23 protein-coding genes are annotated in these 25,428 nt (G+C 63.9%); 9 read left to right on the top strand and 14 right to left on the bottom strand.

Features of this window, described 5'->3' with window-relative positions:
* Positions 1-18 precede the first annotated feature (18 nt).
* The 8 genes from AC4CS3_RS12545 to AC4CS3_RS12580 form a co-directional block, all read right to left on the bottom strand.
* Complete coding sequence (locus tag AC4CS3_RS12545) at positions 19-1,005, bottom strand: 3-hydroxyacyl-CoA dehydrogenase family protein (RefSeq protein ID WP_490783762.1); 987 nt, start codon at positions 1,003-1,005, stop codon at positions 19-21.
* 1 nt (position 1,006) lies between these two features.
* Positions 1,007-1,489, bottom strand: coding sequence for a ribose-5-phosphate isomerase (locus AC4CS3_RS12550; protein WP_490783763.1), 483 nt, complete (start codon positions 1,487-1,489; stop codon positions 1,007-1,009).
* Entirely contained in the window at positions 1,486-3,225 is a 1,740-nt protein-coding gene (dhaL, locus tag AC4CS3_RS12555) for a dihydroxyacetone kinase subunit DhaL (protein WP_490783764.1), read from the bottom strand. Before dhaL ends, AC4CS3_RS12550 begins: the two co-directional genes overlap by 4 nt.
* Positions 3,226-3,229: 4 nt before the next feature.
* On the bottom strand, positions 3,230-4,252 hold the full coding sequence (locus AC4CS3_RS12560; protein ID WP_490783765.1) for a sugar phosphate isomerase/epimerase family protein: 1,023 nt from the start codon (positions 4,250-4,252) through the stop codon (positions 3,230-3,232).
* Positions 4,253-4,576: 324 nt separating this feature from the next.
* Positions 4,577-5,275, bottom strand: coding sequence for a GntR family transcriptional regulator (locus tag AC4CS3_RS12565; RefSeq protein ID WP_490783766.1), 699 nt, complete (start codon positions 5,273-5,275; stop codon positions 4,577-4,579).
* Positions 5,276-5,553: 278 nt separating this feature from the next.
* Positions 5,554-6,624, bottom strand: coding sequence for an alkene reductase (locus AC4CS3_RS12570; protein ID WP_490783767.1), 1,071 nt, complete (start codon positions 6,622-6,624; stop codon positions 5,554-5,556).
* A 149-nt stretch (positions 6,625-6,773) separates the two neighbouring features.
* The gene (locus AC4CS3_RS12575; RefSeq protein ID WP_490783768.1) at positions 6,774-7,829 is read right to left on the bottom strand and encodes a 2,3-butanediol dehydrogenase; all 1,056 of its coding nucleotides are present in this window, start codon (positions 7,827-7,829) and stop codon (positions 6,774-6,776) included.
* 13 nt (positions 7,830-7,842) lie between these two features.
* Positions 7,843-9,633 (bottom strand): NAD(P)-binding domain-containing protein, encoded by a 1,791-nt coding sequence (locus tag AC4CS3_RS12580; protein ID WP_490783769.1) that lies wholly within the window; start codon positions 9,631-9,633, stop codon positions 7,843-7,845.
* 186 nt (positions 9,634-9,819) lie between these two features.
* Between AC4CS3_RS12580 and AC4CS3_RS12585 the strand changes: the two genes are divergently transcribed.
* Complete coding sequence (locus AC4CS3_RS12585) at positions 9,820-11,136, top strand: transcriptional regulator (RefSeq protein ID WP_490783770.1); 1,317 nt, start codon at positions 9,820-9,822, stop codon at positions 11,134-11,136.
* A gap of 10 nt (positions 11,137-11,146) precedes the next feature.
* On the opposite strand, the gene AC4CS3_RS12590 is transcribed toward AC4CS3_RS12585, so the two are convergent.
* The 3 genes from AC4CS3_RS12590 to AC4CS3_RS12600 form a co-directional block, all read right to left on the bottom strand.
* Positions 11,147-11,653, bottom strand: coding sequence for a hypothetical protein (locus tag AC4CS3_RS12590; protein ID WP_490783771.1), 507 nt, complete (start codon positions 11,651-11,653; stop codon positions 11,147-11,149).
* A 437-nt stretch (positions 11,654-12,090) separates the two neighbouring features.
* Complete coding sequence (locus AC4CS3_RS12595) at positions 12,091-12,690, bottom strand: DUF6318 family protein (protein WP_490783772.1); 600 nt, start codon at positions 12,688-12,690, stop codon at positions 12,091-12,093.
* 275 nt (positions 12,691-12,965) lie between these two features.
* Positions 12,966-14,717 (bottom strand): purine-cytosine permease family protein, encoded by a 1,752-nt coding sequence (locus tag AC4CS3_RS12600; protein ID WP_490783773.1) that lies wholly within the window; start codon positions 14,715-14,717, stop codon positions 12,966-12,968.
* Between the two features lie 234 nt (positions 14,718-14,951).
* Between AC4CS3_RS12600 and bioB the strand changes: the two genes are divergently transcribed.
* The 6 genes from bioB (at position 14,952) to AC4CS3_RS12630 (ending at position 20,511) form a co-directional block, all read left to right on the top strand.
* On the top strand, positions 14,952-15,980 hold the full coding sequence (gene bioB / locus AC4CS3_RS12605) for a biotin synthase BioB (protein ID WP_490783774.1): 1,029 nt from the start codon (positions 14,952-14,954) through the stop codon (positions 15,978-15,980).
* Between the two features lie 122 nt (positions 15,981-16,102).
* A complete protein-coding gene (gene bsaP, locus AC4CS3_RS12610) occupies positions 16,103-16,210 on the top strand; it encodes a biotin synthase auxiliary protein BsaP (protein WP_441413097.1) in 108 nt (35 codons plus the stop codon).
* Positions 16,207-17,517 (top strand): adenosylmethionine--8-amino-7-oxononanoate transaminase, encoded by a 1,311-nt coding sequence (locus AC4CS3_RS12615; protein ID WP_490783775.1) that lies wholly within the window; start codon positions 16,207-16,209, stop codon positions 17,515-17,517. The genes bsaP and AC4CS3_RS12615 overlap by 4 nt, the downstream gene beginning before the upstream one ends.
* An 8-nt stretch (positions 17,518-17,525) precedes the next feature.
* Positions 17,526-18,716 carry an 8-amino-7-oxononanoate synthase gene (locus AC4CS3_RS12620; protein WP_490783899.1) on the top strand — a complete coding sequence of 397 codons (1,191 nt, stop codon included), beginning with the start codon at positions 17,526-17,528 and terminating at the stop codon, positions 18,714-18,716.
* Positions 18,713-19,411 carry a dethiobiotin synthase gene (gene bioD / locus AC4CS3_RS12625; RefSeq protein ID WP_490783776.1) on the top strand — a complete coding sequence of 233 codons (699 nt, stop codon included), beginning with the start codon at positions 18,713-18,715 and terminating at the stop codon, positions 19,409-19,411. Before AC4CS3_RS12620 ends, bioD begins: the two co-directional genes overlap by 4 nt.
* Positions 19,408-20,511 (top strand): cytochrome P450, encoded by a 1,104-nt coding sequence (locus AC4CS3_RS12630; protein ID WP_490783777.1) that lies wholly within the window; start codon positions 19,408-19,410, stop codon positions 20,509-20,511. Before bioD ends, AC4CS3_RS12630 begins: the two co-directional genes overlap by 4 nt.
* Positions 20,512-20,637: 126 nt before the next feature.
* Here AC4CS3_RS12630 and AC4CS3_RS12635 read toward each other — a convergent pair whose 3' ends face one another.
* Positions 20,638-21,381, bottom strand: a complete 744-nt coding sequence (locus AC4CS3_RS12635) for a response regulator transcription factor (RefSeq protein ID WP_490783778.1) — start codon at positions 21,379-21,381, stop codon at positions 20,638-20,640.
* Positions 21,382-21,480: 99 nt separating this feature from the next.
* On the opposite strand from AC4CS3_RS12635, the gene AC4CS3_RS12640 reads away from it, so the two are divergent.
* Positions 21,481-23,148, top strand: a complete 1,668-nt coding sequence (locus AC4CS3_RS12640) for a sensor histidine kinase (RefSeq protein WP_490783779.1) — start codon at positions 21,481-21,483, stop codon at positions 23,146-23,148.
* 279 nt (positions 23,149-23,427) lie between these two features.
* Positions 23,428-23,895, top strand: a complete 468-nt coding sequence (locus tag AC4CS3_RS12645) for a very short patch repair endonuclease (protein WP_441429501.1) — start codon at positions 23,428-23,430, stop codon at positions 23,893-23,895.
* On the opposite strand, the gene AC4CS3_RS12650 is transcribed toward AC4CS3_RS12645, so the two are convergent.
* Positions 23,837-24,073, bottom strand: coding sequence for a PLDc N-terminal domain-containing protein (locus AC4CS3_RS12650; RefSeq protein WP_236815885.1), 237 nt, complete (start codon positions 24,071-24,073; stop codon positions 23,837-23,839). The two genes, AC4CS3_RS12645 and AC4CS3_RS12650, sit on opposite strands and share 59 nt — an antisense overlap.
* A gap of 91 nt (positions 24,074-24,164) precedes the next feature.
* On the bottom strand, positions 24,165-25,355 hold the full coding sequence (locus tag AC4CS3_RS12655; protein ID WP_490783900.1) for a 5-methylcytosine restriction system specificity protein McrC: 1,191 nt from the start codon (positions 25,353-25,355) through the stop codon (positions 24,165-24,167).
* Positions 25,356-25,428: the final 73 nt, after the last annotated feature.

Below are 25,428 nucleotides of genomic sequence, written 5' to 3' on the forward strand. Positions count from 1 at the left end.
CTCCTGTGAATGTCGTGACTAGTTGATGGGTGCCGGGCCGAGCTCGTCGAGGAGCTTCTGCATGGCCACGTAGGCCTTGTTCCGGTAGGCGATGAGTTCGGGTGTGCGTTCCGCCGGGACGTTGAGGAAGCCTGCCCCTGTCTTGGTCCCGAGCTTCCCCGCTTCCACGAGGTCGCTCAGGATCTTCGGCGTCGCAAAGCGTTCCGGGAACCCGGTCTGCAGCGACTTGTAGCAGAAGTTATAGACGTCCAGTCCGGCCATGTCCGCGATCGCGAATGGACCAAAGAACGGTAAGCGGAAGCCGAACGTCGTGCGGACCAGGGTGTCGACGTCGTCGGCTGTTGCGATCCCCTGCTCCACCAGCTGCGCGGCCTCGTGGAAAAGCGCGTACTGCAGCCGGTTGAGCACGAAACCGGTGACGTCCTTGACGACGGCGGTCTGCTTACCGGCAGCGTGGACCAATTCGCGAGCCGCAGCCACGGTCTCCGGCGTGGTGCCGGCGTGGGGAATGATCTCGACGCCCGGGATGAACGGGGACGGGTTGGAGAAGTGGACGCCCAGGAACCGCTCCGGACCCGCGACGGCCTCGGCGAGATCGGCGATGGAAATAGTGGAAGTATTGGAGCCGATCAGCGCGTCCGGACGGGCGGCTGCGCTGATGCGGGCCAGGGTCTGGTGCTTGATGTCGAGGATCTCCGGCACGGCTTCTTCGATGAAGTCGGCGTCCGCCACGGCCTCTTCGATGTCCTTTGCGGCCCACAGATTGGCCTTCAGGATTGCCGTGGAACCTTCCGGAAAGAGGCCCGCGGCCACGAATTCATCCGACTCGACGAGCAGGCGGTCGTAGTTCTTCTGCGCGATTTCGGCGGACACATCCGCCAGCGCCACGCGCGATCCGCCGAGGGCCAGGACCTGCGCGATCCCGCCGCCCATGTAACCGGAGCCGACGACGGCGATCTTCCGGGCCGCCGTCGTGCCCGCGGAGGTTTTCTGGGATTCAGTCATGTCACACTGCCTTTGTGTAATCGGGCTCGTAGGAGCAAATGGCGTCCACCTTGGCGGCGGAAGATGATGTTTCGTCGAAGTGGTGGCCCAGCCATTCGCCCACTAGTTTCTTGGCCAGTTCCAAGCCAATCACCCGCTGTCCCATGGTCAGGACCTGGGCGTTGTTGCTCAGGACCGAGCGCTCCACGGAGTAGCTGTCGTGCGCGGTGACGGCCCGGATTCCGGGGACTTTGTTGGCTGCGATTGCCACGCCCAGGCCTGTGCCGCAGATCAGCAGGGCCCGGTCCGCCTCGCCGTCGGCCACTTTGCGCGCCGCGTTCACGGCAACGTGCGGGTACGCCGTGGAGTCGTTGGCGCCGACGCCCAGGTCGGTTACGGACGCCACCCGGGGATCGGCTTCAAGCAACGCCACGAGCGCTTGCTTGTATTCGACGCCAGCTTCGTCATTGCCGACGACGATCCGCCAGCCCTCTGATGTGCTCATGCTTGAACTCCGTTTCCTGCCGGGGACGCCAGCTGTGCGTCGATGTGTTGTGAGATCCGCGCCGTGATCAGCCCGAAGGAGACCGCGCCAGGATCAGGGTGGCCCAGGCTCTTCTCTGCGAGCGGACGGGCCCGGCCCTTGAGCGGACGCAAACGCGCCGTCTCAGCTGCCGCGGACTCGGCCGCCGCGGCAGCTGCCGCGAGGGCCCGGTCAACCGGGGCTCCGGCGTCGAACTCTGTGAGGAACGCGTCCCGGAACGGCAGCAGCGCGTCCACCATGGTCTTGTCGCCTGGTTCGGCTTTGCCGAGTTCGGAGATCGCGTCCACAAAGCCAGCAACAGCGGCCGCCGCATCCTCGCCGGAGTAGCTGGCTTTGTTGCCGAGCGCCAGTCCGGCCGCAATGATCGCCGAGCCCCACAATGCGCCCGAGGTACCGCCGGCGCGTTCGCTCCAGGCCTCCCCCGCCGCCGCCAGGATCCGGCCGACCGAGGCTCCGCTTGCCGTTTCGGCGGCGGCGAAGGCCGCTTCAACGCCGCGTCGCATGCCGATGCCGTGGTCGCCGTCGCCGGCAATCGCGTCCAGCTTGCCGAGTTCTTCTTCATGCTCGACGACGACGTCCCGCACCTGCGCGAGCACGGCTACGGCCTGCCGGCCGAGTTCGGCAGCAGCCGCGGTGGGCTGCTCGACGTCGGACTCGTCCACCGCGGTGACGCTCGCTTGGTTGCGGGGCGGGCGGGGCGCGAGGTTGCCCTTGCGGAACGCCGGGGTGTCCGCGGGTGCTGCCCAATACTGTTCGAGCTCCTCGTCCAGCCACAGGAGCGTCAGCGAAAGACCGGACATGTCCAGGCTTGTCACGAGCTCGCCGCACTCGGGCTCGACCACCGTTAGGCCTGCCTCGCTGAGGAGCTTTTCGATCTTGCCGAAGAGCAGGAAGAGTTCGTCGTACTTGACGGTGCCGAGGCCGTTGACGATGGCCACCACGCGGTTTCCGGCGTCGTCCGGTTTGTCGTTGAGGAGCTTGGAGACGAGCAGTTCGGCGAGCTCGGAAGCGGTGGGCATTTTGTGCTCGGAAATCCCCGGCTCACCGTGGATGCCCAGGCCGAGGGACATTTGGCCGGCCGGAACGTGGAACAGCGGATCCGAGGCTCCCGGAAGGGTGCAACCGTCGAAGGCCACGCCCAGCGAGCGTGTGCGGTAGTTCGTCTTGATGGCCAAGCGCTCGACGGCGTCGAGGTCCAGTCCCGCTTCGGCCGCGGCGCCGGCGATCTTGAAGACCGTAAGGTCGCCCGCGATCCCCCGGCGCTTTTCGATCTGGTCCAGCGGTGCGCTGGCGATGTCGTCGGTAACAGTCACGGTGCGGGTCTCGATGCCTTCGGCGTTGAGGCGCAACTGGGCCTGGCCGAAGTGGAGCACGTCGCCGGCGTAGTTGCCATAACTGAGCAAGATGCCGCCTCCGGCGTTGGCTGCTTTGGCGACGCGGTAGACCTGGCCGGCCGCCGGGGAAGCGAACATGTTGCCGCACGCCGAGGCGGTTGCCAGGCCTGGCCCGACCAGTCCGGCGAAAGCAGGGTAGTGTCCCGAGCCGCCGCCCACCACCAAGGCGACCTGCCCGGTGGGGACTTCGGTGGACCGGACCACTCCGCCGTCCACCCGGGCCACATAACCGCGGTTGGCGGCGACGAATCCGTCCAGGGCATCGTCGGCGAAGTCTGCGGGGTTGTCGAAAATCCTTGTCATGGTTCTAGACGCCAGCCAGTTGGGAGGATGCGGACTGGGTGGAGCCGGACGGCTGCTGCCGGCCCTGGGCGACCTGGCTCTGGCCGAGGACGTAGTTCTCTGTCTTAGGGAGGACCTGTCGCCGGAGGTATTCCTGGTTGCTCGCCGTGACGCTGAGTCCGTCGCCGCCGTAGTGCTCGGTGCACAAGATGCCTTGGAAGCCTACCGAGAGCGCGAGTTTAAAGGCTTCGCGGTAGTTGATGAGGCCGCTCTCCATCGGTGCAGGCATGGTGATGTAGCTGTCGCGGGCCACGTCTTCGTCGCGGATGTAGTTCTTCATGTGCCAGTAGTTAGAGTACGGCAGGGTCTTGGCCACCATCTCGCGCCAGTCCTCGATGGGACGGTGGAGGCGGATGAGGTTGCCGAGGTCCGGGTTGAGGCCCACGTTGTCCAGCCCGATGTCCTGGACCAGCTGGACCGAGGAATCGGCGGTACCGAGGTAGGTGTCCTCGTACATTTCCAGGGACAGGAGAATGCCGGCTTCCGCGGCGTGCTCACCGAGTTCCCGCAAGCGTGCGACGGCGTTGCCCCAGGCTTCCTTGTCCCCCACCGGATCCTTGTATCCTTCGATCGTCCAGAACCACAGCTGCTTTTGCTGCTCTGCGGTGATGGCCTGATGGAGTCCGAACGAGACCACCTCGCAGCCCAATTCGGCTGCGGCGTCAATGGTTCGGTGGCTGTACGCCAGGTTCTCAGCCCAGTCGCGGGTGTGGATGATGCTGCGGCGGATGGCCGAGATGACCGGGATGCCAATACCAACGTGCTCCGCGGTCTGTTTGAACTCGGAGAGGCGTTCCTTGCTGAGGTCTCCCGGACGGACCCAGCTGTCCGTGAGGTCCGCGTTGGCAAATCCTGCGTCTTTGACTTCCTGCAGGACCTCGGCCCAAGCGGAAGCGTCGGCGTCGTTGATGTGCTGTCCCGTGGCGTCAGTGCCCGGGAACTGGAGCAGGGCCGCGGTGATGGGCCAGGTTTCGGCGGTGTAAGCCATAGTTTTCACTCCTTCGTGGAATCCTGTTTCCTATAGGATTTACTATCCGAGCAAGGCTGTCAACATATTTATTCGGACTTCCGCAGGCCGGCCCCGGCTTTCCGCACCCTTACCCCGCGTCATCGAAGATCCTATATGTCTTACATATGTTTGTGAAGAGGGTCACGAGATATCGAGTTCGCCACGCACACAAAGGGCCCGCCGTTAGACGGGCCCTGAGGGTCTGGCGGCGTCGGGTCGCCGTCTTGGATCCCCGTCGGACTCGGCCTGGGACGGCAGGAGAACAAGCCAGCGGGAGCGTCGGCGATGCCGTCCGGCGACGACTTACTCAGCAGGTGCGTCGGCAATAGCCCGGGCCCGGACCTTGTGCACATGGTCGGCCATGGCGGCCGCGGCCTGTTCCGGGTCACCGCTCGCCAGCGCGTCGAGCACTGCTTGGTGCTCCGCGATGGCCTGGTCAGCGTCGGTGATGCCCACTCCCCCGAACAGACGGAACCGCTGGACTTGGCCGCCCAGCGCGGTGTAGGCGGCAAGCATGAATTGGTTGCCGGACTGCTCGGCGATCAGCTTATGGAAGCGCTCATCGGCCTCGAGATAGTCCCGGAATTCCATGAAAGACGGGCCTCGGGGAGCCGTCTCCAGGTCCTTCACGGCCGCTCGCAAATCCGCCAATCCGTCAGGAGTGATCCGGCCGCACGCCAGACGGGCATTCACGGGCTCAATCGCGAGCCGGGCCTCCATGAGCTCGGCAAAATCTTCGCGCGTGAAAACCGGGGCTACCTTGTAACCCTTGAGGGCAACTCGGCGAACCATGCCTGTGTGCTCCAGCCTCGCCAGCGCTTCGCGCACGGGAGTCGGCGAAACGTCCAGTTCCCGCGCCGTGCCGTCGATGCTGACCGCGGCTCCCGGTTCGAGCCGGCCGTCCATGAGCCACGCGAGAAGTTCCTCGTAGACGTGGTCGGCGAGAACCTGGCGGCTGACGGGTCGACCGGGCGCGCGGTCCCGTGAGGAAGCGAGTTTCATAGACAAATCCTATAGGAATGGCGTCTTTGTGGCGGCTTCGGACGCTCTGCGCCATCTCTGCAGCCTCTCTCACGATCGGCACGTCGGATTCTGCTGGATCACTCCCGGCACACGAGAAGAATTCCCCGTGATTGCGGGGTCTCCGGAACCTGCCACCTCGAGTGATCCAGCAGAATCCGTCGCCCTGGCCCGGAAAACCGGCAGGACGGGCCCCGCGAGGGGGTTAAACCGCGACGGCGGCACCTTTCCCAGGTGCCGCCGTCGGGGTTCGAGGGGTTCTAGTTGGCGTAGAACGGGTAGTCGGTGTACCCCTTGGCGCCTTCACCGTAGAACGTGGACGGATCCGGCTCGTTGAGCGGGAGGCCTTCACGCCACCTGCGCGCAAGGTCCGGGTTGGCGATGGCCGGGCGGCCGACCACCACGGCGTCGGCGTGACCGTCGGCCACGAGCGCCAGGGCTTCATCCCGCGTGGTCACTACACCGAAGCCGGTGTTCACGAGGAACGTGCCGTTGAACCGCTCGCGCAGATCCTGCACGAGTTCACCCTTGGGCTCATGGTGGAGGATGCTGAGGTAGGCGAGGTTGAGCGAGGCGATGGTGTCCACTAGGACTTCATAGGTGGCGCGGACATCTGCGGGATCGGTCTCGGCGATCCCCTGGACCGAGTGCTCCGGGGAAATCCGGATGCCGACCCGGTTGGCGCCCAAGGCTTCAACCACCGCGTTGACGGTCTCGATCACGAAGCGTGCCCGGTTTTCCGGGGAACCGCCGTAGCTGTCAGTGCGGACGTTGGTGTTCGGTGCCAGGAATTCGTGCAGCAGGTAGCCATTCGCTGAGTGGAGCTCGACGCCGTCGAATCCTGCCTCGACGGCGTTCCGGGATGCCGTGACGATTTCCTGCATCACCGCGGGAAGTTCATCGGCGCTCAGTTCGCGGGGCACCGGGTACGGCTTCTTGCCGTTGGGCGTGCGGACTTCGCCGTCGATGGCCACCGCACTGGGTGCCACGATCTCGTGACCGCCGGTGATGTCCGGGTGGGAAACTCGTCCACCGTGCATGACCTGGGCGAAAATCCGGCCACCTTCGGCATGAACGGCGTCCGTCACCTTCTTCCAACCCGCGATCTGTTCCTCGGTGACGAGACCGGGCTGCCCCGGGTAGGACTGCCCTGCGGGCGTGGGGTAGGTACCCTCACTGACAATCAGTCCGAGGGAAGCACGCTGCCGATAGTGTTCCGCGACCAGCGGGCCGGGAACGCCTTCGATGCCCGAACGGAGGCGGGTCAGCGGCGCCATGACCAAGCGGTTGGGAAGTTCAATCTCGCCGAGAGTCAAAGGGGAAAACAACATGGGCAGTGCCTTTCAAACGGGAACAGGTCCACTGTCGGCAACTGCCGCGCGCCTGCAACTATTCCTGTTGAGACCGGGATCACACGACGACGGCGGCGCCCCGCCTTCCGCTGAAAGGTCGAGTGCCGCCGTCGAACGCTGCGCTTTTGCTAGGGGTGCACGATGATCTTTACGGCGGTGTCGTTGTGATTGATCAGGGTGTCGAAGCCCTTGTCCACCAGGTCTTCCAGCGCAATGCGTCCCGTGATGAACGGCTTGAGGTCCACCTTGCCCTCCTGGACCAGTTGGATCGCAGCGGCATGATCTCCGCGATAGGCGATGGTTCCCCGAAGGTCGATCTCCTTGAGCACGATCTTCTGCATATCCACCGTGGCCGGCCTGCCCCAGATGGACACGTTGACCACCACCCCGGCAGGCCTCACGACATCCAGCATCGTGTCCAGGACGGCGTTCACGCCCGCACATTCGAAGGCGGCGTCCGCACCGGCCCCGTCAGTCAATTCCAGTACCCGCGCTTTGACGTCCTCTTCGCTGGAGTCAACGAGGTAGTCTGCAACGCCCGAGGACAGCGCTTTGTCCTTCCGGGCGGCGGAGAGCTCCGTGACGATCGTGGTGACGCCGAGTCCTTTCAGCACCGCCGCGGTCAGCAGCCCGATAGGTCCGGCACCCCCGACGACGGCGACCGTACCCGCCGTCAGCTCCGCCCGCGAGACGGCGTGATAGGCCACCGACAAGGGTTCAATGAGTGCGGCTTCGTCCAACGGGATGTCTCCCACTCGGTGGACCCAGCGTGCGTCCACGACGATCTTCTCGCTAAGACCACCGCCTCCTCCTGCGAGGCCGATGAATCCCATCCGGGTGCACAGGTTGTACTTCCCGGCTTTGCACGGGCCGCACTCATCGCACACGAAGTAGGGCTCCACCACCACACGGTCCCCCACCGCTAGGCCTACAACCCCGTCGTCCAATTCCTCGACCGTGCCGGAGAACTCGTGCCCCATTGTCACGGGCAAGTCCTCGCCTGCCAGCGGGTGCGGGTGGCCCGCGTGCGGAATGAAGATGGGACCCTCCAGGAATTCGTGCAGGTCTGTTCCGCAAATACCGCACCAGGCAATGCCGATCTTTACCGCGCCGGGCCTGAGGGTGGGTGCGGGAATGTCTTCCACCCGGATGTCCTTTTGACCATGGAATCGTGCAGCTTTCATGGGCTACCGCCTTTCAGCGCGTGTGGTGCGATGGCTGGAGTTCGTACACGGGGGTCGGCAGGCCCTCCGCCCTGGCCTTGAGCTGCAGAGCCAGGTAGGTGGAGTAGTGCCGGCTTTGGTGCAGGTTTCCGCCGTGGATCCAGAGGTTCTGCACGTTGGTGGGCTTCCACATGTTGCGCAGTTCCCCTTCCCAGGGGCCCAGGTCCTTGGGTGTGTCGGAACCGAATCCCCAGCATTTCCCGACGGCGTCCGCCACCTCGGGCGAGACGAGGTCGGCGAGCCAGCCGTTCATGGAACCGTACCCGGTGGCGTAAATGATGACGTCGGCTTCCAGTTCCGCACCGTTGTCCATCACGACGGCGTTGCCCGTGATCTTGCTGACTTGTCCGTTCGCGAGCTTCACGCGTCCGTCGATGATCAGCTGGGACGCGCCGACGTCGATGTAGTAGCCGGAGCCGCGTCGCAAGTACTTGAGGAACAGGCCCGAGCCGTCCACTCCAAAATCGAGATCGAAACCGGCTGCCTCAAGCTGGGAGTAGAACTCGGCGTCGCGCTCCGCCATTTGCTGGTAGACCGGGATCTGGGCCTCTGGCAGGATGCGGTACGGCAAGGAAGCGAAGAGAAGATCGGCCTTCTCGGTGGTGACTCCGTTGGCGAGTGCCTTTTCCGAGTAGAGATCGCCGAGTGCCAGGTCCATCAGGGACTCACTGCGGGCGATATGCGTGGACGAGCGCTGGACCATCGTGACATCGGCGCCGTGTTCCCAGAGGTCCGCGCAGATATCGTGGGCCGAGTTGTTCGAGCCAATCACTACGGCTTTCTTGCCCGTCCAGTCTCCCCCGCCCGGGTGCTTGGAGGAATGGTACTGCTGCCCCAGGAAGCTCTCGGCGCCGTCGAACACGGGGACGTTCGGGTAGCCGGAGACGCCCAAGGCGAACACCAGCTGCTTCGGACGCAACGTGACTGGTTCGCCGTCGCGCACGACGCTGACTTCCCACTCGCCGCGGTCCTCGTCCCAGCGGGCGTTGGTGCACTCGGTCTTGGACCAATAGTTCAGTTCCATGATCCGGGTGTAGTGCTCCAGCCAATCGCCGATCTTGTCCTTGGCCGCGAAGACGGGCCAGTCGTCCGGGAACTTCATGTAGGGCAGGTGGTCGTACCAGACGGGATCGTGCAGGTGCAGCGACTTGTAGCGGTTGCGCCAAGAGTCGCCCGGGCGCTCGTTTTTCTCGACGATGATGGTGGACACTCCGAGCCTGCGCAGCCGCGCTCCGAGGCCGATCCCCCCTTGGCCACCGCCGATGATGACAGTGTTCGGCTGCTCCTCGTAGCCAAGCTTGGCTTCCCGCTCTTCCTTGAGTTCGAGCCAGGACTTGCGGCCCTTGCTGATGTGGTGGGCCACTCCTTGCTCGCGGTTGGGGCCTTTCTTTTCCTCGAATCCCTTGAGTTCCTGCATGGTCGTGAGCAGGGTCCAGCACTTGCCGTTGCGTAGCCGAAGATGTGCGTGGCCGCGGGCCTGCGCGGTTTCAAAGTCGAGCCAGGCCTCGGTGTTGGCGGCATCGCCCGTGGCATCCTCGGTGAGTTTCCAGTTTCTGGGTTGCACGTCCGGGAGTGTGGCGTCCAGCATGCGCTTGATCTCGGGCTTGCCCTCGAGGGTCTTCAAGTTCCACGTGAAGGAGACGAAGTCGCGCCAATACGATTCGTCCTCGAACAGTTCCAGTACGGCCTCGGTGTTGTTGCTGCGCAGCGCCTCATCGAACTGCACTAGCCAGGCCTCGACTAAGCCATTTGCGGTCTCAGGCATTTCTCCTCTTTCCATCGCTGACGATGAGCCAATTCCCGGTTCCATGGCAATTGTCCGGTGAGTGACTCGCATCACAAGTAGATGTCTCAGGGGGTTACAATCGGGTGACACGGGCTCCTTTCCTTGTTCCCACGCGGGTAAGGGCCGTTCGATCCAGCAATTCAATGGTGAGTTGGGAGTTTGCGCATGCGTCATGGCCCGAGCGCGCTGATCCCGGATCCGGGACTGCGCTTTTCCTCTCCGCTGGAGTACGCCAAGACGCTCCGCACTGCCCACGAAGCTACGTTGTCCGGCGCCCCGCACCCCCTCCTGCCTGCCTCACTCGTGGAGTCTTGGCAGCGGTCCATCGCACTGGGCATCAACCCCGATCGGCACAGCCCGGCCCACCGCCAGGAAGTTGCCGAAGCCCGCTCGCTCGGGGCAGGGCACCGCTTGGCCAGCGTGGTTCCGGCGCTCTCGCAGCTACTAGCCGATGAGTCCGCCGCGGGCCGGCACCTGCTCATCGTCACCGACCACTACGGCGAGGTGCTCTGGAGAATCGGCAGCGGTTCCGCACTGCGGCAGGCCGATTCCCTCGAATTCGTTGAGGGCGCCGATTGGTCCGAGGCGGGAGTCGGCACCAACGCCATCAGCGAGTCCCTCATCTCGGGCAACGCCGCCCAACTCTTCTCTGCCGAGCACCTCGTCCGGACCCACCACGATTGGGCGTGCACCGCAGCACCCATCCGCGACCCCTTCACCGGGGACATTGTCGGGATCCTTGATGTTTCGGGGCCGATCGATTCGGTGACGCCGGACAGCCTGCGGATGGTGCGTTGCGGCGTCCGCCTCGCGGAGGAACTCTTGCGTTCGGAAGGCGCGACGGCGGACCCGAGTCGGCGCCCCGCCGTCGGGCACCCCCGTCCCGGCTCCGGTTCAACGCTGTTCTTGCGGCTGCTCGGCGACAAGCCGACAGCAGAGCTCGACGGCGGCGGTGTGCTCCCGGTGACACTGCGCCGGGCGGAGATCCTCGCGTTGCTTGCCTCCAGGACACAGGGGTGGAGCGCCGACGAGCTCGCCTATCAGCTGCATGGCGAAGATGGTGCCGCCACGGCCATCCGGACGGAGATGCACCGGATCCGCGCGTTGCTCGGCAATGTGGTGGAGGCGAATCCGTACCGTTTTGCCTCTGGCGTGACAGTGCTGACCGACGCCATGCTGGTCGCCCAGCATTTGCGGGCCGGGCGGGTGCACGATGCAGTGGCCGCCTACTCCGGGCGCATCCTGAACCGTTCAGCGACCATGGCCATAGAGCTGATGCGCGACGAGTTGGACCAGGCCGTTGCCGCATCGGTTCGGGCAAGCGGCGACGCGGAGCTGATCAGCCGTTGGTGTTCCACGGACATGGGCTCGGACGATTCCGAAGCCGCGATGGCCTTGGCGAGGCTCATGACTCCGGACGATTCACGGTTCCAGCTGGTGCGGGCACGAATGGACAGGCTCGACAGGGAACTTCGGACGTAGGCACTTCGCTTTAGGGGACGCCCGGGCAGCCTTCGCCCCGCGGATTCACGATGCAGTTGTCGGCGTAGTTGCGCGTGATCGACCTCCAGACGCTGACCTTCTGTGACGGCGACGCGAACTGTCCTGTGCCGGGAATCGGCATGTTCGGGCCACCATTCACGGAGTAGGTGCCGCGGAAGGTTGTGGTCACGGATACCTGAAAGTCACCGGTCTGTTGATACACGTGGCTTGTTCTGGTCTTTTGGCCCCATTCCGCCTCCGGGAGCGGCCCGCCTGCAAAAGGTGTTGGCCCGAGGCTGTTGCCGTCCCCGTAGGCGTAGGTGTACTCCACGGGGGTAGCGACTACGTGGACTCGCTGGCCGAGGAGTGTCACATCGAATTGCTGCTCAACACCGTCCGCGAAGATGTTGGTTTCAGCGCCCTTGAGTGTGTGCGGGCTAGGCTGGGCGGTCAGATCCGCCGGTTTGATCGGAAGGTTGCGGAAGTCGCTGTCAATTCTCTCCGCAATGCGCTGCAAGAGATCCTCTGGCTTTTGGTCGTACAGGCAGGACGGACCGTTGTTACCCGATTTCCAGTCGACCCACGTGGGATTTGAAATCGCCTTAGGTGCGACCTTCCAGATAACCGGAGTTCCAGACTTTCCACCTGGCTCGCGGGGCGGGCATTGCACCTGTCCGGGAAGGCACTTCTTATCTAAGGCATCCTCGTCAACCTGGCATTGGAGCTCTGCCTTATATTGGTTGGGGTCGTCGCTGACGTGGTTAGGTGGGGCGGGGATAAATTCGCCGGTTTGGGGGTCCCGGATCCACTTCGATGATCCAATGTTTACACCGTTTTCCTCCAAGCCAATGATGACTGGTGACTCTGTGCCTTTAGCGTGCACCGTTGCTGGGAACCCAACCAAGAACGAGAGAATCAGATATCCAGCCGACAGGGAACTGACCCGCCGCATCGCTAGTAGATCAATCCGAGGTCGATCACTGTCCAACCATTCGCGCTGAACGTGGCCACGAGTTGCATTCCCCTATTGGAAGCTTTGGTGGGGTCTTGATAAAGGGTTCCATCCGCTGTGCGAATCTCGATTAGCTGCTGAATTGCCTGGATCGTCGCTTGCGGAGACTCCCCTCCAGCTCCGAATTTTCCGACAACCACGGGCGTCTCTATGCGGCCGCCGACGATCCACTTACCGTCTGCCCAGGCAACGGTTATGGCTTCCTGCAAGGCGGTGCAAAGAACGCAGTTGGGACCGGTGGTCTGTTTTAGAACACGCGTGTCCCCAGTCTCATAAGCGTATGAAAGCGCCTGGAACCAGTACCTCGCAAACGCCTCCACGCCTTCCTTGTTGTTCGCCTTTGCGGCCTCCGGCAACACGGGAACCGGCACGTTCTCGGCTTTCCCCTTGGCGTCCGCCGGTTTGTAGGCAGCAGTCGGTGTCGGAGAGGGCGAAACAGTGGCATTTGCAGAACCCGTAGCTGTGGCGGAGTGCTCGGTCTGCGGCTGGGTAGTGTTCCCGCAGGCGGTCAGCGTCAACGCCGTCGCAAGACTGACAATCATGAAAATGCGAGCAGAAAACGAAGTGCGTGGAGTCATGGTTTGCTATCCCCAAATAGTTTTCAAGACTAAACGTTTCCCAAAATGGTAGCTTACTTCCCCATCTTGGCGGGAGAGTTATCCACAGGCCGCCGTCCACTACCCCGCATCGCTTCACCAGCGCGGTTCACCACAACCAGCCTGGCGCAGCACAACCGGCAAACCAAAGGCCTCGACGACGGGACCGCGGCCGGGCCGCCCATCCGTCGTCGAGGCCCATGGGGCCTTTGAACTCCCGCCTACTTCTGGGCCGGCAGGACCAACTCCCCCGTTTTATCCGTCGACAAGGCGAGCGAAGAGATGAACTGCGGTTCGCCGTCGGGCCCGTCCTGGGCGGAACGGACCATATCCGGACGCTCGAACTCCAGTCCCGTGACGTGGCACAAAAGCTTGGCGTCGCTCGGGTTGCCGTCGGCGTCGAACATGGGCAGATCGATGCCGTCGTCCGAGCGGCGCAGATAGTACTTCCCGCGAGTCAACAAGGCCAGCGCGGGCGGCAGCACAAGCGCCAGCCCGACGGCGAAGATCGGCGAGTATGGCTGCGCAGCCGAACCGAAGGCCCCGAAGAACACGGCAATCGATACAGTGGCCGAAACCAGCATCGAGATAAATCCGACCGGGTTGACTGCATAAAGCATGCCGCGGCGGAATTCAGGAACCTTGGGCGAAATCTTGAGCAAGTATTTATTGATGGCGATATCGGACGCAACGGTAACCACCCAGGCCATGGCGCAATTCGCGTAGAAACCAAGGATGGTATTGAGGAATTCGAACATGTTTGCTTCCATCAGCACCAGCGCAATCACCAGGTTGACCACCACAAACACCATGCGCCCCGGGTAGCTCTTGGTGATGCGCGTGAAGCTGTTGGTCCACGCGAGCGAGCCGGAGTAGGCGTTGGTCACGTTGATCTTGATTTGCGAAATGACCACGAGCACCACGGCCAAAGTCATCGCCAACCACGCCGGCATCATTTCCTGATACACGCCAAGGAACTGGTGCACAGGCTCGTTCGCGTGGACGGACGCGGCCGGATCCAGGTTCGCGATCAGATAGATCGCAATGAACATGCCCACGATCTGCTTGATCGCGCCGAAAATCACCCACCCCGGACCGGCCAGGATCACGGCACGCCACCAGGCACCGCGGTTCTCGGCGGTCTTGGGCGGCATGAAGCGCAAGTAATCGATCTGTTCCGCGATCTGTGCCATGAGTGACAAACAAACACCGGCGGCCAGCATCACGGAGGCCAGATTGGTGCCTTCAGCGCCGGACTTGCCCGTGAAAGCGAAGAAGTCCCCGATGCTGTCCGGGTGCGAAATCACCAAATACCCGACGGGAACCACCATGAGCAGGAGCCACAACGGGGTGGTCCACACCTGCAATTTGGACAAGGCTTTCATCCCGTAAATCACCAAGGGAATGACAATAAGCGTGGACGCCGCATAGCCGAGCCACTGTGGAATCCCCAGCCCAAGTTCCAGGCCTTGCGCCATGATGGAGCCCTCAAGCGCGAAGAAGATGAACGTGAAGGTCGCGAAAATAACGTTCGTGACCACCGAGCCGTAATAGCCGAATCCGGAGCCCCTGGTGATGAGGTCAAGGTCGATGTTGTAGCGCGCCGCGTAATAGGCCAAGGGAAATCCGGTGGCGAAAATGATCACAGCCGCCACCACAATTCCGAAAATAGCGTTCACGGTGCCGTACGAGATACCGATGTTCGCGCCGATCGAGAAATCAGCCAAATAGGCGATTCCACCGAGCGCACTCGTCGCGACCACACCCGCACCCCATTTGCGGTAGGACCGTGGCGCGAACCTGAGGGTGTAGTCCTCCAGGCTCTCCTTCGCTGCGCTCATCGCATCGGCATTGTCCGCCGTGCGGCTCCCGGCGGCTAGTGCCTCGGAAGGTTCGACGACGGCGAGCCCCTCCGGTGAGCGGCCTGCCGCCGGGGGTTCAAGCACTTGAGTTGTCTTCGAATCGTCAGTCATCCCCGCAACTTCCTTTGTCTGGACATGTTTCCCCTCTGAACATGGGCTCGACGCTATCGGCGGGATGAAACCACGGAGTCTCCACGATGTTTCCGGGCTGTAACTTATCCAGCGAGTCGGCTGCCAAGATTGCAGCTCCGGGTTTGTGGACGTCCAACAAAATCACGACCCCACAGGCCCACTACCGTCATGAAGGAACGCACCATCCCCCGCAAGTAACGGCCGAGGAGCACCATGACCACCCAGCCAAACCCAAGGCGTACGTCCACCTATCCGATTCTGGAAACAGCCCGCGAGCAAGTCCTCGCGAAAGGCGAGGGCCTCAGCGAATCCCAACTGCTCGAGATCCTGGAGCTTCCGGACGAAGCCCTCCCCGAAGCCCTGCAGCTTGCCCACGAAGTCCGCCTCGAGCATTGCGGCGAGGACGTGGAAGTAGAGGGAATCATCTCCATCAAGACCGGAGGATGCCCCGAGGACTGCCATTTCTGCAGCCAATCGGGCTTGTTCGACAGTCCGGTCCGCGGCGTCTGGCTCGACATCCCCGAGCTCGTGAAGGCCGCCAAGGAAACCGCCGCCACCGGGGCCACGGAGTTCTGCATCGTCGCAGCCGTCCGTGGACCGGACATCAAACTCATGAACCAGATCAAGTTCGCGGTCGACCGCATCAACGCGGAAGTGGACATCAATATCGCCTGTTCCTTGGGCATGCTGACCCAGCGCCAAGTGGACCAGCTCGCCGAGTGGGGCGTGCACCGCTACAACCACAACCTCGAAACCGCGCGCAGCTACTTCCCCGAAGTCGTCACCACCCACACATACGAGGAACGCCTCGACACCTGCAACATGGTCAAGGCAGCCGGTATGGAACTTTGCTGCGGAGCCCTGATCGGCATGGGCGAAACCACCGCCCAGCGAGCCGAACTCGCCAGCCAGCTCGCGGCCCTCGAACCCCACGAAGTCCCACTGAACTTCCTCAATCCGCGCCCCGGGACTCCCCTCGAAAACCAAGGAATCATGGACGGGAAGGACGCCCTCCGCGCGATCGCGGCGTTCCGCCTCGCCATGCCGCGGACCGTGCTGCGTTACGCCGGCGGACGGGAACTGACCCTGGGCGACCTCGGCACGCGCGAAGGCCTCATGGGCGGCATCAACGCCGTGATCGTCGGCAACTACCTCACCACCCTGGGCCGTCCCGCCGACGCCGACCTCAACCTCCTCGTGGAGCTGAACATGCCCATCAAGGAACTCCAGAAGTCGCTGTGAGCACTACAGTCACACATAGCTACTGCGGTCTCTGCGGCGAGCCCGCCGCGCAAGGCGACCCGGCAACGCAAGGTGAGCGCCCGACGTCGGACGCTCACCAGGGCTGCCAACAGCGCCTCGCGATGGAACCGCCCCGCTATTGCGCTGTTTGTCGGCGCCGCATGAAAGTCCAGGTCACGCCGCTCGGCTGGACCGCCGAATGCTCGCGCCACGGAAGGCTGACAACATGAGCGTCATCCAGCGGGACCGGGCGAGCCTCTGGCATCCATACGCTCCGGCTTCGGGAACGCTGCCGTTGTGGGAAGTCGAAGACGCCGACGGCGTGACGCTGCGGCTCCGCGATGAAACCGGCCGACGCCATGGGGTGCTCGACGCCATGTCCTCCTGGTGGGCAGTCATCCATGGCTATCGAAATCCCGTCTTGGACGCCGCGGCGAAGCGTCAACTAGACACATTCAGCCATGTGATGTTCGGCGGCCTCACCCACGAACCCGCCGTCGAACTGGCCGAACGGCTCGTTGCCATGGCCCCTGCTGCGGCGGATCGGCCGCGGTTGGAGCGGGTGTTCCTGGCGGATTCGGGATCGGTGTCCGTGGAGGTGGCGCTCAAGTTGTCGGTGCAGTTCCAGACCGCGTCGGGGTTCCCCGAGAGGCAACGCTTCCTCAGCATCCGCGGCGGTTACCATGGCGATACCTTCGCGGCGATGGGCGTCTGCGATCCCGTGGACGGCATGCATTCAGCGTTCCCCGGGCTACTCGCTGCCAATGTGTTCGCCGCGAGGCCAACCGCCGCGGGCGCGCCACCGGAAGAAATCGCGGAATGGCAGGCGCACACCGAAGCCCTCGCGGCGGAACATGCCAACGAACTGGCCGCGATCATCGTGGAGCCCGTGCTTCAAGGCGCCGGCGGCATGTTCATCTACGCCGGCGAATGCCTGCGCATCCTCCGGAACATCGCCGACAGACACGGGATCCTCCTGATCCTCGACGAGATCGCAACGGGCTTCGGCCGCACGGGCGAGCTGTTCGCCGCGGAGCATGCCGGCGTGGTTCCGGACATCATGTGCGTCGGCAAAGCCCTCACCGGCGGTTACCTCACGCTCGCGGCGATGCTCTGCACGGGCGAGGTGGCGGCCCGCGTTTCGAGCGGCGGCGCGGGTGCCTTGCTGCACGGACCCACCTTCATGGGCAATCCGCTCGCGTGTTCCGTGGCCAATGCGAGCCTGGGAATTCTCGACGGTGGCGCCTGGCGCAGCGATGTGGCCCGGATCGGCTCGGGGCTCGCGGCCGGGCTCGAAGCCGCCAACGCGTTCGACGTCGTCAAGGAGGTCCGCACGATCGGCGCCGTGGGCGTCATCGAGTTGAACACGGAGGTGGACGTCGCCGCAGTGACGAGTGCCGCCGTCGGGCACGGAGTATGGCTGCGGCCATTCCGGAACCTTATTTACGCGATGCCGCCCTATATCAGCTCCGCCGAGGAGGTCCGGCGGATAGCCGAAGGCATGGTGGCGGCCGTGGCCGAGGTACACGCCTCATGAGCAGGTCCATGACCGCATGGTTGGAACAGCAGGCCGCAGTCCGCGAGCGCCGGGGCCTCGTCCGCACGCCCATGACGCGCCTAGGCTGGGACCCCGAGGTTGACCTGGCGAGCAACGACTATCTTGGCCTCGCGACGGACCCGAGGCTCGCTGAGGCCGCCCGGGAAGCGATCGGCCGCTGGGGAACCGGCGCCACGTCCTCGCGACTGGTTGCCGGAACCACGGAGCTGCACCTGGAACTCGAATCCGAGCTTGCGAGGCTGACTGGCATGGAATCCGCGTTGGTCTTCTCTTCCGGATACTTGGCTAATCTGGGCGTCACAACGGCGCTCGGGGGTCCGGGAACCCTCATCGTGGCCGACGAACATTGCCATGCTTCGCTGATTGACGGCTTCCGGCTGAGCCGTTCGAGGGTGGAAACGGTTCCGCACAACGATCTCGGCGCAACCGAGCACCAGCTGCGCACCCGCACTGAACCCCGGGCCTTGATCGCGGTCGAGTCCATCTACAGCGTCTTCGGTGACGCTGCCCCGCTCCCCCACTTGCTGGCATTGGCCGAAGAGCACGACGCGATGCTCCTCGCGGACGAAGCCCATAGCCTCGGGGTTGCGGGCCACGGAGCGTTCGAGGGCTTTGGCTCGGTGGCGGGAACGGATCTCGCGGGCCACCCCAACGTGGTGCTGACCGCGACCCTTTCCAAGTCGCTCGGCAGCCAGGGTGGTGCCGTGCTCGGCAGTTCCCTGCTCCGCGAACACCTCGTCAACAGGGCCCGCAGTTTCATCTTCGACACAGGGCTCGCACCAGCCTCGGCTGCGGCAGCGCTGGCCGCCGTCGGAATCATCCGCGCTGAACCTTGGCGTGCGGCGGCCGTCCATCGGAACGCGGCCAGCCTCACAGCGGGACTGGCACCCGCGCTACACGCGCCAACACCACAGCGGCGCGGCGCCGCCGTCGGGCCCGCTGGCGCGTCGCTTCAGACGGCCGGCGCCGTGCAATCCATCCCCATGCCCTCTGCCGCGGCGGCGCTTGCGGCAAGCCGGTCGGCACATGTGGCGGGTGTCCGGGTCGGTTGCTTCCGGCCACCATCAGTTCCCGACGGCGTCTCGCGCCTCAGGCTGACCGCCCGCGCCACCCTCACTTCCGACGACATCGACTACGCGTGCGCAACGTTGCGCCGCATCCTGGAGGAAACGCCATGAAACTGCCACACTTAGTGCTGGTCACCGGAACGGACACCGGCGTCGGCAAGACGGTCACGACGGCGGCGCTTGCGTCCGCGCTGCAGGCTGAGGGCCGCTCGGTGTCCGTGTACAAGCCTTGCCAGAGCGGCGATGTGGTGGGCGACTCCGACTGCACCGAAATCACCCGCTTGGCTGGACCGCTCACGGCTGAGGCCGGCGTCGTGCTTCAAGAACCCCTCGCCCCAGTGCCCGCAGCCGCGCTGGACGGAATCACGCTGCCCCCGATTGCGGCACATGCCGCACGCATCCGCGAACTTGCCAGCACGCATGACCACGTTCTCGTGGAAGGTTCCGGCGGTCTCCTCGTGGAGTTGGACGCCGACGGCGGCACGCTGGCAGATCTGGGCAGTCACCTTGGAAGTGACGCGACTTTTGTTGTGGTCGCCCGTCCCGCCTTGGGAACCCTGAACCATACGGCACTGACACTCGAGGCCCTGGAACGCAGGGCTCTTGCCATCCATGGCGTGATTCTGGGAACCTGGCCGGACGACCCTGGCGTGCTGGAACACGGCAACCGGGCGACGCTCGGCGCGTCGCGGCCGCTTCTTGGGGTGCTCCCCGAGCGCGCCGCGGACCTCCCACCGGTGACGTTCAGGGCGGCGAGTGTGCATTGGTTGAGCGGTTTGGGCTGCTTGAACGGGGCCTCGTCATGAGCGCCGCTTCCGCCGGCGTCCAGACGTGCCCGTATATGGTGCTGCGGGAGCCCGCTGCGGTGCGGGAGGTCCTGCACCGGCCCGAAGACTTCAGCCCGGCGAACGCCCTCATCGCTGTGACACCGTTGTCCGGACCGTCATTGCGCGTCCTGCAGCGTGCCCGCTTCGCCCTGCCGCCCGTGCTGGCCAGCAACCACAGCGATTCCCATGCAGGCATCCGCAAAGTGGTGGCCGGGTACTTTACCCCCGCAACGGTGAGTGCTTTCGAGCCACGTATTCGCGGCATCGCGCGGGATGCCGCAGCGACGGCGGCCGGGCTGCTGAGGGCGGGCGGGCGGGTGGATCTCGTGCAGGCCGTAGCCGCATACCCGCCGGCGATCGTGATGTTGGAACTTCTGGGTCTCCCCGTGCGCGACCTTCCGGAGCTCAAAGCCTGGAGCCTGGACTCCCTGGAACTTTTCTGGGGCTGGCCGGATCCCGAACGGCAACTGGAGCTGGCACACAGCGCGGCACAGTTCTACGGCTGGCTGCGGGAACTCGTCCTCGAGTCGGTAGCCTCACACGGGCGGAATCTCTTCAACTCCTTGGCGGAACACGGTCTCAGCACTCCAGAGATCTGCTCCCTCGGCTACTTCCTGCTCATCGCGGGGCAGGAAACCACCACTCAGCTCATCAGCACGGCACTATTCCGGCTTGCCGGGGGGTCCACAGGCTTTGCCTGGAAAGACGCAGCTTTCGGCACCACGGCCCGGGATCTCATCCGGCACATTTTGGCCACGGAATCTTCGGTTCCGACGTGGCGTCGGGTTGCTGCAGAGGACACCGTGCTCGACGGCGAGCACATCCCGGCCGGTGCCGAAATCCTCTTGGAGCTCACGGGGAACCACTCGTTGTCGGAGCAGGGTCCTACGGCCTACGGGCTGGCCTTCGGCTCAGGGATTCACCGTTGCCTTGGTGCGAAGCTCGCGGAACTGGAGGCCGCCGTCGTCGTGCAGGAAACCGCGGCAGCGCTGCAAGGCGTTCGTTTGGCAGATCCGAACCCCGAGTGGCTCCGCCTGTTGTCCTTCCAAGCGCCGCGGACGGTCAGCGTCGAGCTTTGAGGAAGTCGGTGGACCCCAAATTCCCCAACGCTCGCTCACATCTAACGGCAAATTCCCCAACGCTCGCTCACATCTGACGAGCGCGCGTCCGTGCCCCAAGATTTACTTATGGGTTGCCGAAGGCGTTCAAGTCCTTGCCGGAGCCAGCCGATATCCCACGCCGCGTACGGTTTGCAGCCAACGCGGGTTCTGCGGGTCGTCGCCGAGCTTGCGGCGAAGGTTTCCAATGTGGACTTCGACGGACCGTTCGTCGGCGTCGCTCGTGTAGATCCCGACGTCGTAAGGTTCGTTCCGGAGGCCGCGCACAAGGTCCGCTTTGCTCAAGACCGTGCAACCTGCCTCAAGCAAGGAGTACAGGAGATCGAACTCCGTGGGGGTCAGCCGTACGTCCTGGCCGTCGATGGAAACGGTCCGCGTCGCATAACTGAATACCAGCCCGTTGTGCCGGAAAGTCCGTTGGGAAGGCGGAGCCTCCCCTTGATGGATTGGCGTGGCTCCTGAGCGCGGGCGACGCATCATTGCGGCCACCCTGGCGCGAAGCTCCCGGGGCCGGAAAGGCTTGGTCAAATAGTCATCGGCGCCGGACTCCAAGCCCAGGAGGGTATCCAGCTCGTCGGCCTTGGCCGTCAACATGACGATATATGCATCGGAAAAGTTCCGGACCTGGCGTGCCACCTCGAAGCCATCAATATCAGGCAAGCCCAAGTCCAGGGTGATGACATGTGGCTGCAAATCACGCGCTGCCCGGATACCGGCTGCCCCGCTCGTCGCCATATGAACCCCGAAGCCAGCTTGGCTGAGGACAACGCGGACCAATTCCCGGATGTCGTGATCGTCTTCTATGACAAGCCCAACCCGTAATTCAGTCATTTGCAGCCCTCCCAGCCCGCTACGAATGGAAGTATATCGGGCTGCCGGTATCCTTTCTGGCATGCGACGCGACCTTGAACAATTGCGAATTTTGGCCTTATGAAACGTCCGTTTGAATGGGATGCCAAAAGCGGCCGGGTGATGTTCTTTCAACATGCCTTCCATGAGTACTCACTCAAGGATCGCGTCGCGCTCAGCCAATTGCCGCTGACCGTGACGGTGTGCCTCACTGCGGTCCTGGTTGGTCTTTACTTCCCCGCAACCCTCGGCAATCCGCTCTTTGTCATCTTCCTGGCTACCCAAGCGGCAGCGTGGGTGCTCTGCTACGCAGTTCCGTGGGACAGGCTCCCCTTTCCGACATTCCTGGCCATCCCGCTCCTCGACATGGTGTCCATCGGGCTAGGGCGGGAGGGAGGACAAGACAGCCCCATCGGAATCAGCCTCCTGACCGTCTTTCCCGTCATTTGGCTTTGCGCCTCGGGGTTGTATCTACGCTCTGCCCTGGTTGTTTCCTTCCTGGGGCCGCTCGCCATGATTTGGACTCCGCAATTCATCCATGGAACGTACACGCCGCAGGATCTCCTACGCGGGTTGCTGCTGCCCATCATGATGCTCGGCATCGGCGTTTCCATCGGCGTGATGACCCAAAGCATGGTCGCCCAGCAGAACCGTCTTGAGGAAAGGGACGCCGCGCTGCTCCGCGCCTTGGCGGACAGCCAGGAGAAGGAACGACTGCTCAACACGGTTCTTGAAACCGTCCACCTTGGTGTCGTGGCTATTGACGCCGACGGCCGCGAAATGATGGCGAACCGCAAGCAGCGGGAGAACCAAGTGCTCGAGGCTTCTGGGGACACCGATCGCCACGGCGAGCCAGAGCTCTTGGTTTTCGACGCCGACCGCGTGACCCCCACTGCGTCGGATCGCCTGCCGATGCGCCGTGCTGCGTTGCGGCAGGAGTTCACTGACTACCTCGTCTGGGTTGGGACGGGCAGGGAACAGCGCGCTTTCACCACCAGCGCGCGGTCCATGAAGGACTGCGACGGCAGCTATCTGGGTTCAGTGGTCGTTTTCGGCGATGTCACGGCACTTGTGGACGCTCTCGCTGCGAGGGACGACTTCGTCTCAAACGTCTCCCATGAGTTCCGCACCCCGCTGACGTCCATCACAGGGTACGTGGACCTTGTGCTGGAGGAGGCTGAAAACCTCCCGACCTGGGCGTTGCAGCAACTTGAGATTGTGCAACGAAACGCGGACCGGCTCCTCTCCCTCGTCTCCGACCTCTTGGCAGTCCGTTCGGGCCACATGATCGTCCAGCCACACGCGGTGGACGTATCCGAACTCGTCAAGTCGAGTGTCGCCTCGGCCGAGCCGAAAGCGAACGACGGCGGAGTGCGGCTTCACGTCAACGCCCCCGAACGCCTCGAGGCGCACGTGGATGCCAACCGCATTTCCCAGGTGCTGGACAACCTCATCTCCAACGCCATCAAATACTCCCCCGACGGCGGCGACGTCCGCGTCACGCTGCTGCAGGAGGAAAACGCGGTGGTATGCCACGTCAAAGACACCGGCATGGGTATGGACAAGCAGGACCAGGCGGACGCCTTCACCCGGTATTTCCGGGCCGGAAACGTCCGCAATACGGCCATTCAGGGCGTCGGTCTGGGGCTTTCGATCTGCAAGGCAATCGTCGATGCCCACGGCGGGACCATCGGCCTTGAGAGTATCCCCGGCGAAGGAACAACCTTCACATTCCGCGTTCCGGCCTGACCCCCGCTCACAAACAAACCACCCCCGGCCGACGCCCGCTCACAAACAAGCCACCCCCGGCCGACGCCCGCTCACAAACAAGCCACCCCCAACCAACCCCCGCTCACAAACAAACCACCCCCAACCAACCCCCGCTCACAAATGTGAGCGAGCGTCACGGGAAGAACCCACAAATGTGAGCGAGCGTCCGAGGAAAGACCCACATACGTGAGCGAGCGTCCGAGGAAAAGCCCACATACGTGAGCGAGCGTCGCAGGGTGCGCTGCGTAGACTGAGGATATGGGCGAGAGCCGCGACCTGCTGACGCCTGAGCAACGCAGCCTGAACATGTCCAAGATCCGGGGCAAGAACACCAAGCCCGAGCTCTTGGTCCGTCGGCTCCTGCATGCCAAGGGTTACCGGTACCGGCTCCATGGCCGGGCCGCGGGCGGGAAGTTGCCTGGCAGCCCGGATCTCGTGTTTGCCGGCCGGCGCAAGGTGATTTTCGTGAACGGATGCTTCTGGCACTTCCACGATTGCAAGGCAGGCCAACACGCACCGACCGGCAACGCGGATTTCTGGGCAGCCAAGCGCAACCGTACCCGGGAGCGCGACGCCGGACAGCGCGAACTGCTGAGAGCCTCAGGTTGGGAGGTTCTCACCGTGTGGGAATGCGAACTGCGGGACCGTTCGGCTTTGGAGAATCAGCTCACGCAGTTCCTCGACGGCGGCCGAACAGGAAGTAGCTCAGCGGCCCAAAGAAATTGATAAAGCTTGCGGCCCGCCATACGGCTTTGTTACCCCTGATCTGGGCCGCGGGGGTCTTGGAAATGCTGCGTTGTGCCGCGACCAGCAACGCCAGCTGTCCCGCACCCACCACGAGCATGCCCACCCGTTGCCCAGGGGTCATGTCCTTCCAGGACTTCTTCTTTTTCTTGCCGTGCATGATGCCTCCATCTGCGGTGACTTGCTCTCTCAGGCTAGTCCGCCCACCGCCCGGACGGAACCGGTCCCCACCGCCCGGCTGAGGAGGCCCCTCACAGTCGCGCCTGGCGGACCACTTCTCCCCAAGACTGCTGGGCCAGGTCTGTGACGGCGGCAAGGATCTCCGCCGGTGGCCGAGACAAGTCGAGCGGGTACTCCACAATGTCGATGTCCGTGTTGAGGATCCGTCGCAGCTTCATCTCTCCCTTGCCCGCGTAGACCAGCCACGCCGTGGGAACTTGCAGGGCAGTGCAGTAGGCCAGGAGTTGATAGTGGTCCGCGTTCAGCGATGCCCCGGAATCCGTGGCCGCCGCGTAATTGGAGTCGTACACCACCACGGGCCTGCCTCCCAGGAAATGCACGGCGTCGGGGCGCACAGTGAGCCGGTCCGAATCCCGGACAGCTTCGTTGAGGGTGGCGCCGTATTGGAGCCGCATTTCACCCGGATGTGCCCGCATGGCCGCCCGCAAAGCCACGCCCACGAATTCCTCAAACACAGTGGACATGTCCACGACAAACGAGGCGGTCTGTTGTTTGCCCTCACCCGCTTCGGCAGAGGCATTCCTAAGGATGAGCTCGGCCAAGCGAAGGACCGGATGGTAGCGGAGATTCATCCGGTTGGCCTGCCATTTCGGCAGGGGCGCCCCAGCCTGAAGCCGCGTGACGGCGTCGAGCTTTCCCTTGAGCTGCCGCATCCGGCTCAGGACGTTTTGCCGCACGCCGGGAACCTTGCCCATCCGTTCGAGGGCGGCACGCAGGATGCGGTTTTCGGCAATGTCCTCGGTGAATTCGTCATAGGAGACTTCCAGCGGAACAAGCATCCCGGGGCGGCGTGAGATCTGGTCCGAGATCCGGATGCGGCCCTTGACCGTCCTGAGGGACTCGTCCACAGTGAGATAGCCCTGCAGCGGGCCGCGACTGAGGGCCCGCTCCGCCAGCTGGGCAAGGGACTCCGCGAGGGCGCTCCACAGGTCCTTGTGCTCGACGGCGGCCACGGGATCCTCGCGGAATCCCTGGTCCCCGGCGTAGCTGAGCAGAAAGAGCAGCCGGTTCAACCCCAAGCGGTCCTTGGGACGTACCTCGAACTGGACGGTCGGCGTCCGCACAGACCCGACCTTGCCCACGGGCTCGATGCGGTAGAGGCCCATTCCCATGGGCGAGGCCTTCGCGAGCCCGCTCGAGTTGAGGAGGGCGGCGGCGTCTGGATCAAGCTTGTCCACGATGCCACCGGAGAGCTCGTCCATGACGATGTGCCGCACAGCCGGAGCCTTCGTGGAAGCGCGGACCGCTGGCTTTCCGATGCCCGGCGCGCGGGCC

Source organism: Arthrobacter sp. SE2 (assembly GCF_058244265.1).

What these genes read in the sequence shown, in the direction of transcription:
- AC4CS3_RS12545 (WP_490783762.1), bottom strand. Translation starts at nt 1,005, where the DNA reads ATGACTGAATCCCAGAAAACCTCCGCGGGCACGACGGCGGCCCGGAAG.
- AC4CS3_RS12565 (WP_490783766.1), bottom strand. Translation starts at nt 5,275, where the DNA reads ATGAAACTCGCTTCCTCACGGGACCGCGCGCCCGGTCGACCCGTCAGC.
- AC4CS3_RS12620 (WP_490783899.1), top strand. Translation starts at nt 17,526, where the DNA reads ATGACCGCATGGTTGGAACAGCAGGCCGCAGTCCGCGAGCGCCGGGGC.
- AC4CS3_RS12570 (WP_490783767.1), bottom strand. Translation starts at nt 6,624, where the DNA reads ATGTTGTTTTCCCCTTTGACTCTCGGCGAGATTGAACTTCCCAACCGC.
- bioD (WP_490783776.1), top strand. Translation starts at nt 18,713, where the DNA reads ATGAAACTGCCACACTTAGTGCTGGTCACCGGAACGGACACCGGCGTC.
- AC4CS3_RS12585 (WP_490783770.1), top strand. Translation starts at nt 9,820, where the DNA reads ATGCGTCATGGCCCGAGCGCGCTGATCCCGGATCCGGGACTGCGCTTT.
- AC4CS3_RS12645 (WP_441429501.1), top strand. Translation starts at nt 23,428, where the DNA reads ATGGGCGAGAGCCGCGACCTGCTGACGCCTGAGCAACGCAGCCTGAAC.
- AC4CS3_RS12580 (WP_490783769.1), bottom strand. Translation starts at nt 9,633, where the DNA reads ATGCCTGAGACCGCAAATGGCTTAGTCGAGGCCTGGCTAGTGCAGTTC.
- AC4CS3_RS12560 (WP_490783765.1), bottom strand. Translation starts at nt 4,252, where the DNA reads ATGGCTTACACCGCCGAAACCTGGCCCATCACCGCGGCCCTGCTCCAG.
- AC4CS3_RS12550 (WP_490783763.1), bottom strand. Translation starts at nt 1,489, where the DNA reads ATGAGCACATCAGAGGGCTGGCGGATCGTCGTCGGCAATGACGAAGCT.
- AC4CS3_RS12600 (WP_490783773.1), bottom strand. Translation starts at nt 14,717, where the DNA reads ATGACTGACGATTCGAAGACAACTCAAGTGCTTGAACCCCCGGCGGCA.
- AC4CS3_RS12575 (WP_490783768.1), bottom strand. Translation starts at nt 7,829, where the DNA reads ATGAAAGCTGCACGATTCCATGGTCAAAAGGACATCCGGGTGGAAGAC.
- AC4CS3_RS12635 (WP_490783778.1), bottom strand. Translation starts at nt 21,381, where the DNA reads ATGACTGAATTACGGGTTGGGCTTGTCATAGAAGACGATCACGACATC.
- AC4CS3_RS12595 (WP_490783772.1), bottom strand. Translation starts at nt 12,690, where the DNA reads ATGATTGTCAGTCTTGCGACGGCGTTGACGCTGACCGCCTGCGGGAAC.
- AC4CS3_RS12615 (WP_490783775.1), top strand. Translation starts at nt 16,207, where the DNA reads ATGAGCGTCATCCAGCGGGACCGGGCGAGCCTCTGGCATCCATACGCT.
- AC4CS3_RS12630 (WP_490783777.1), top strand. Translation starts at nt 19,408, where the DNA reads ATGAGCGCCGCTTCCGCCGGCGTCCAGACGTGCCCGTATATGGTGCTG.
- bsaP (WP_441413097.1), top strand. Translation starts at nt 16,103, where the DNA reads ATGGAACCGCCCCGCTATTGCGCTGTTTGTCGGCGCCGCATGAAAGTC.
- bioB (WP_490783774.1), top strand. Translation starts at nt 14,952, where the DNA reads ATGACCACCCAGCCAAACCCAAGGCGTACGTCCACCTATCCGATTCTG.
- dhaL (WP_490783764.1), bottom strand. Translation starts at nt 3,225, where the DNA reads ATGACAAGGATTTTCGACAACCCCGCAGACTTCGCCGACGATGCCCTG.
- AC4CS3_RS12650 (WP_236815885.1), bottom strand. Translation starts at nt 24,073, where the DNA reads ATGCACGGCAAGAAAAAGAAGAAGTCCTGGAAGGACATGACCCCTGGG.
- AC4CS3_RS12655 (WP_490783900.1), bottom strand. Translation starts at nt 25,355, where the DNA reads ATGGACGAGCTCTCCGGTGGCATCGTGGACAAGCTTGATCCAGACGCC.
- AC4CS3_RS12640 (WP_490783779.1), top strand. Translation starts at nt 21,481, where the DNA reads ATGAAACGTCCGTTTGAATGGGATGCCAAAAGCGGCCGGGTGATGTTC.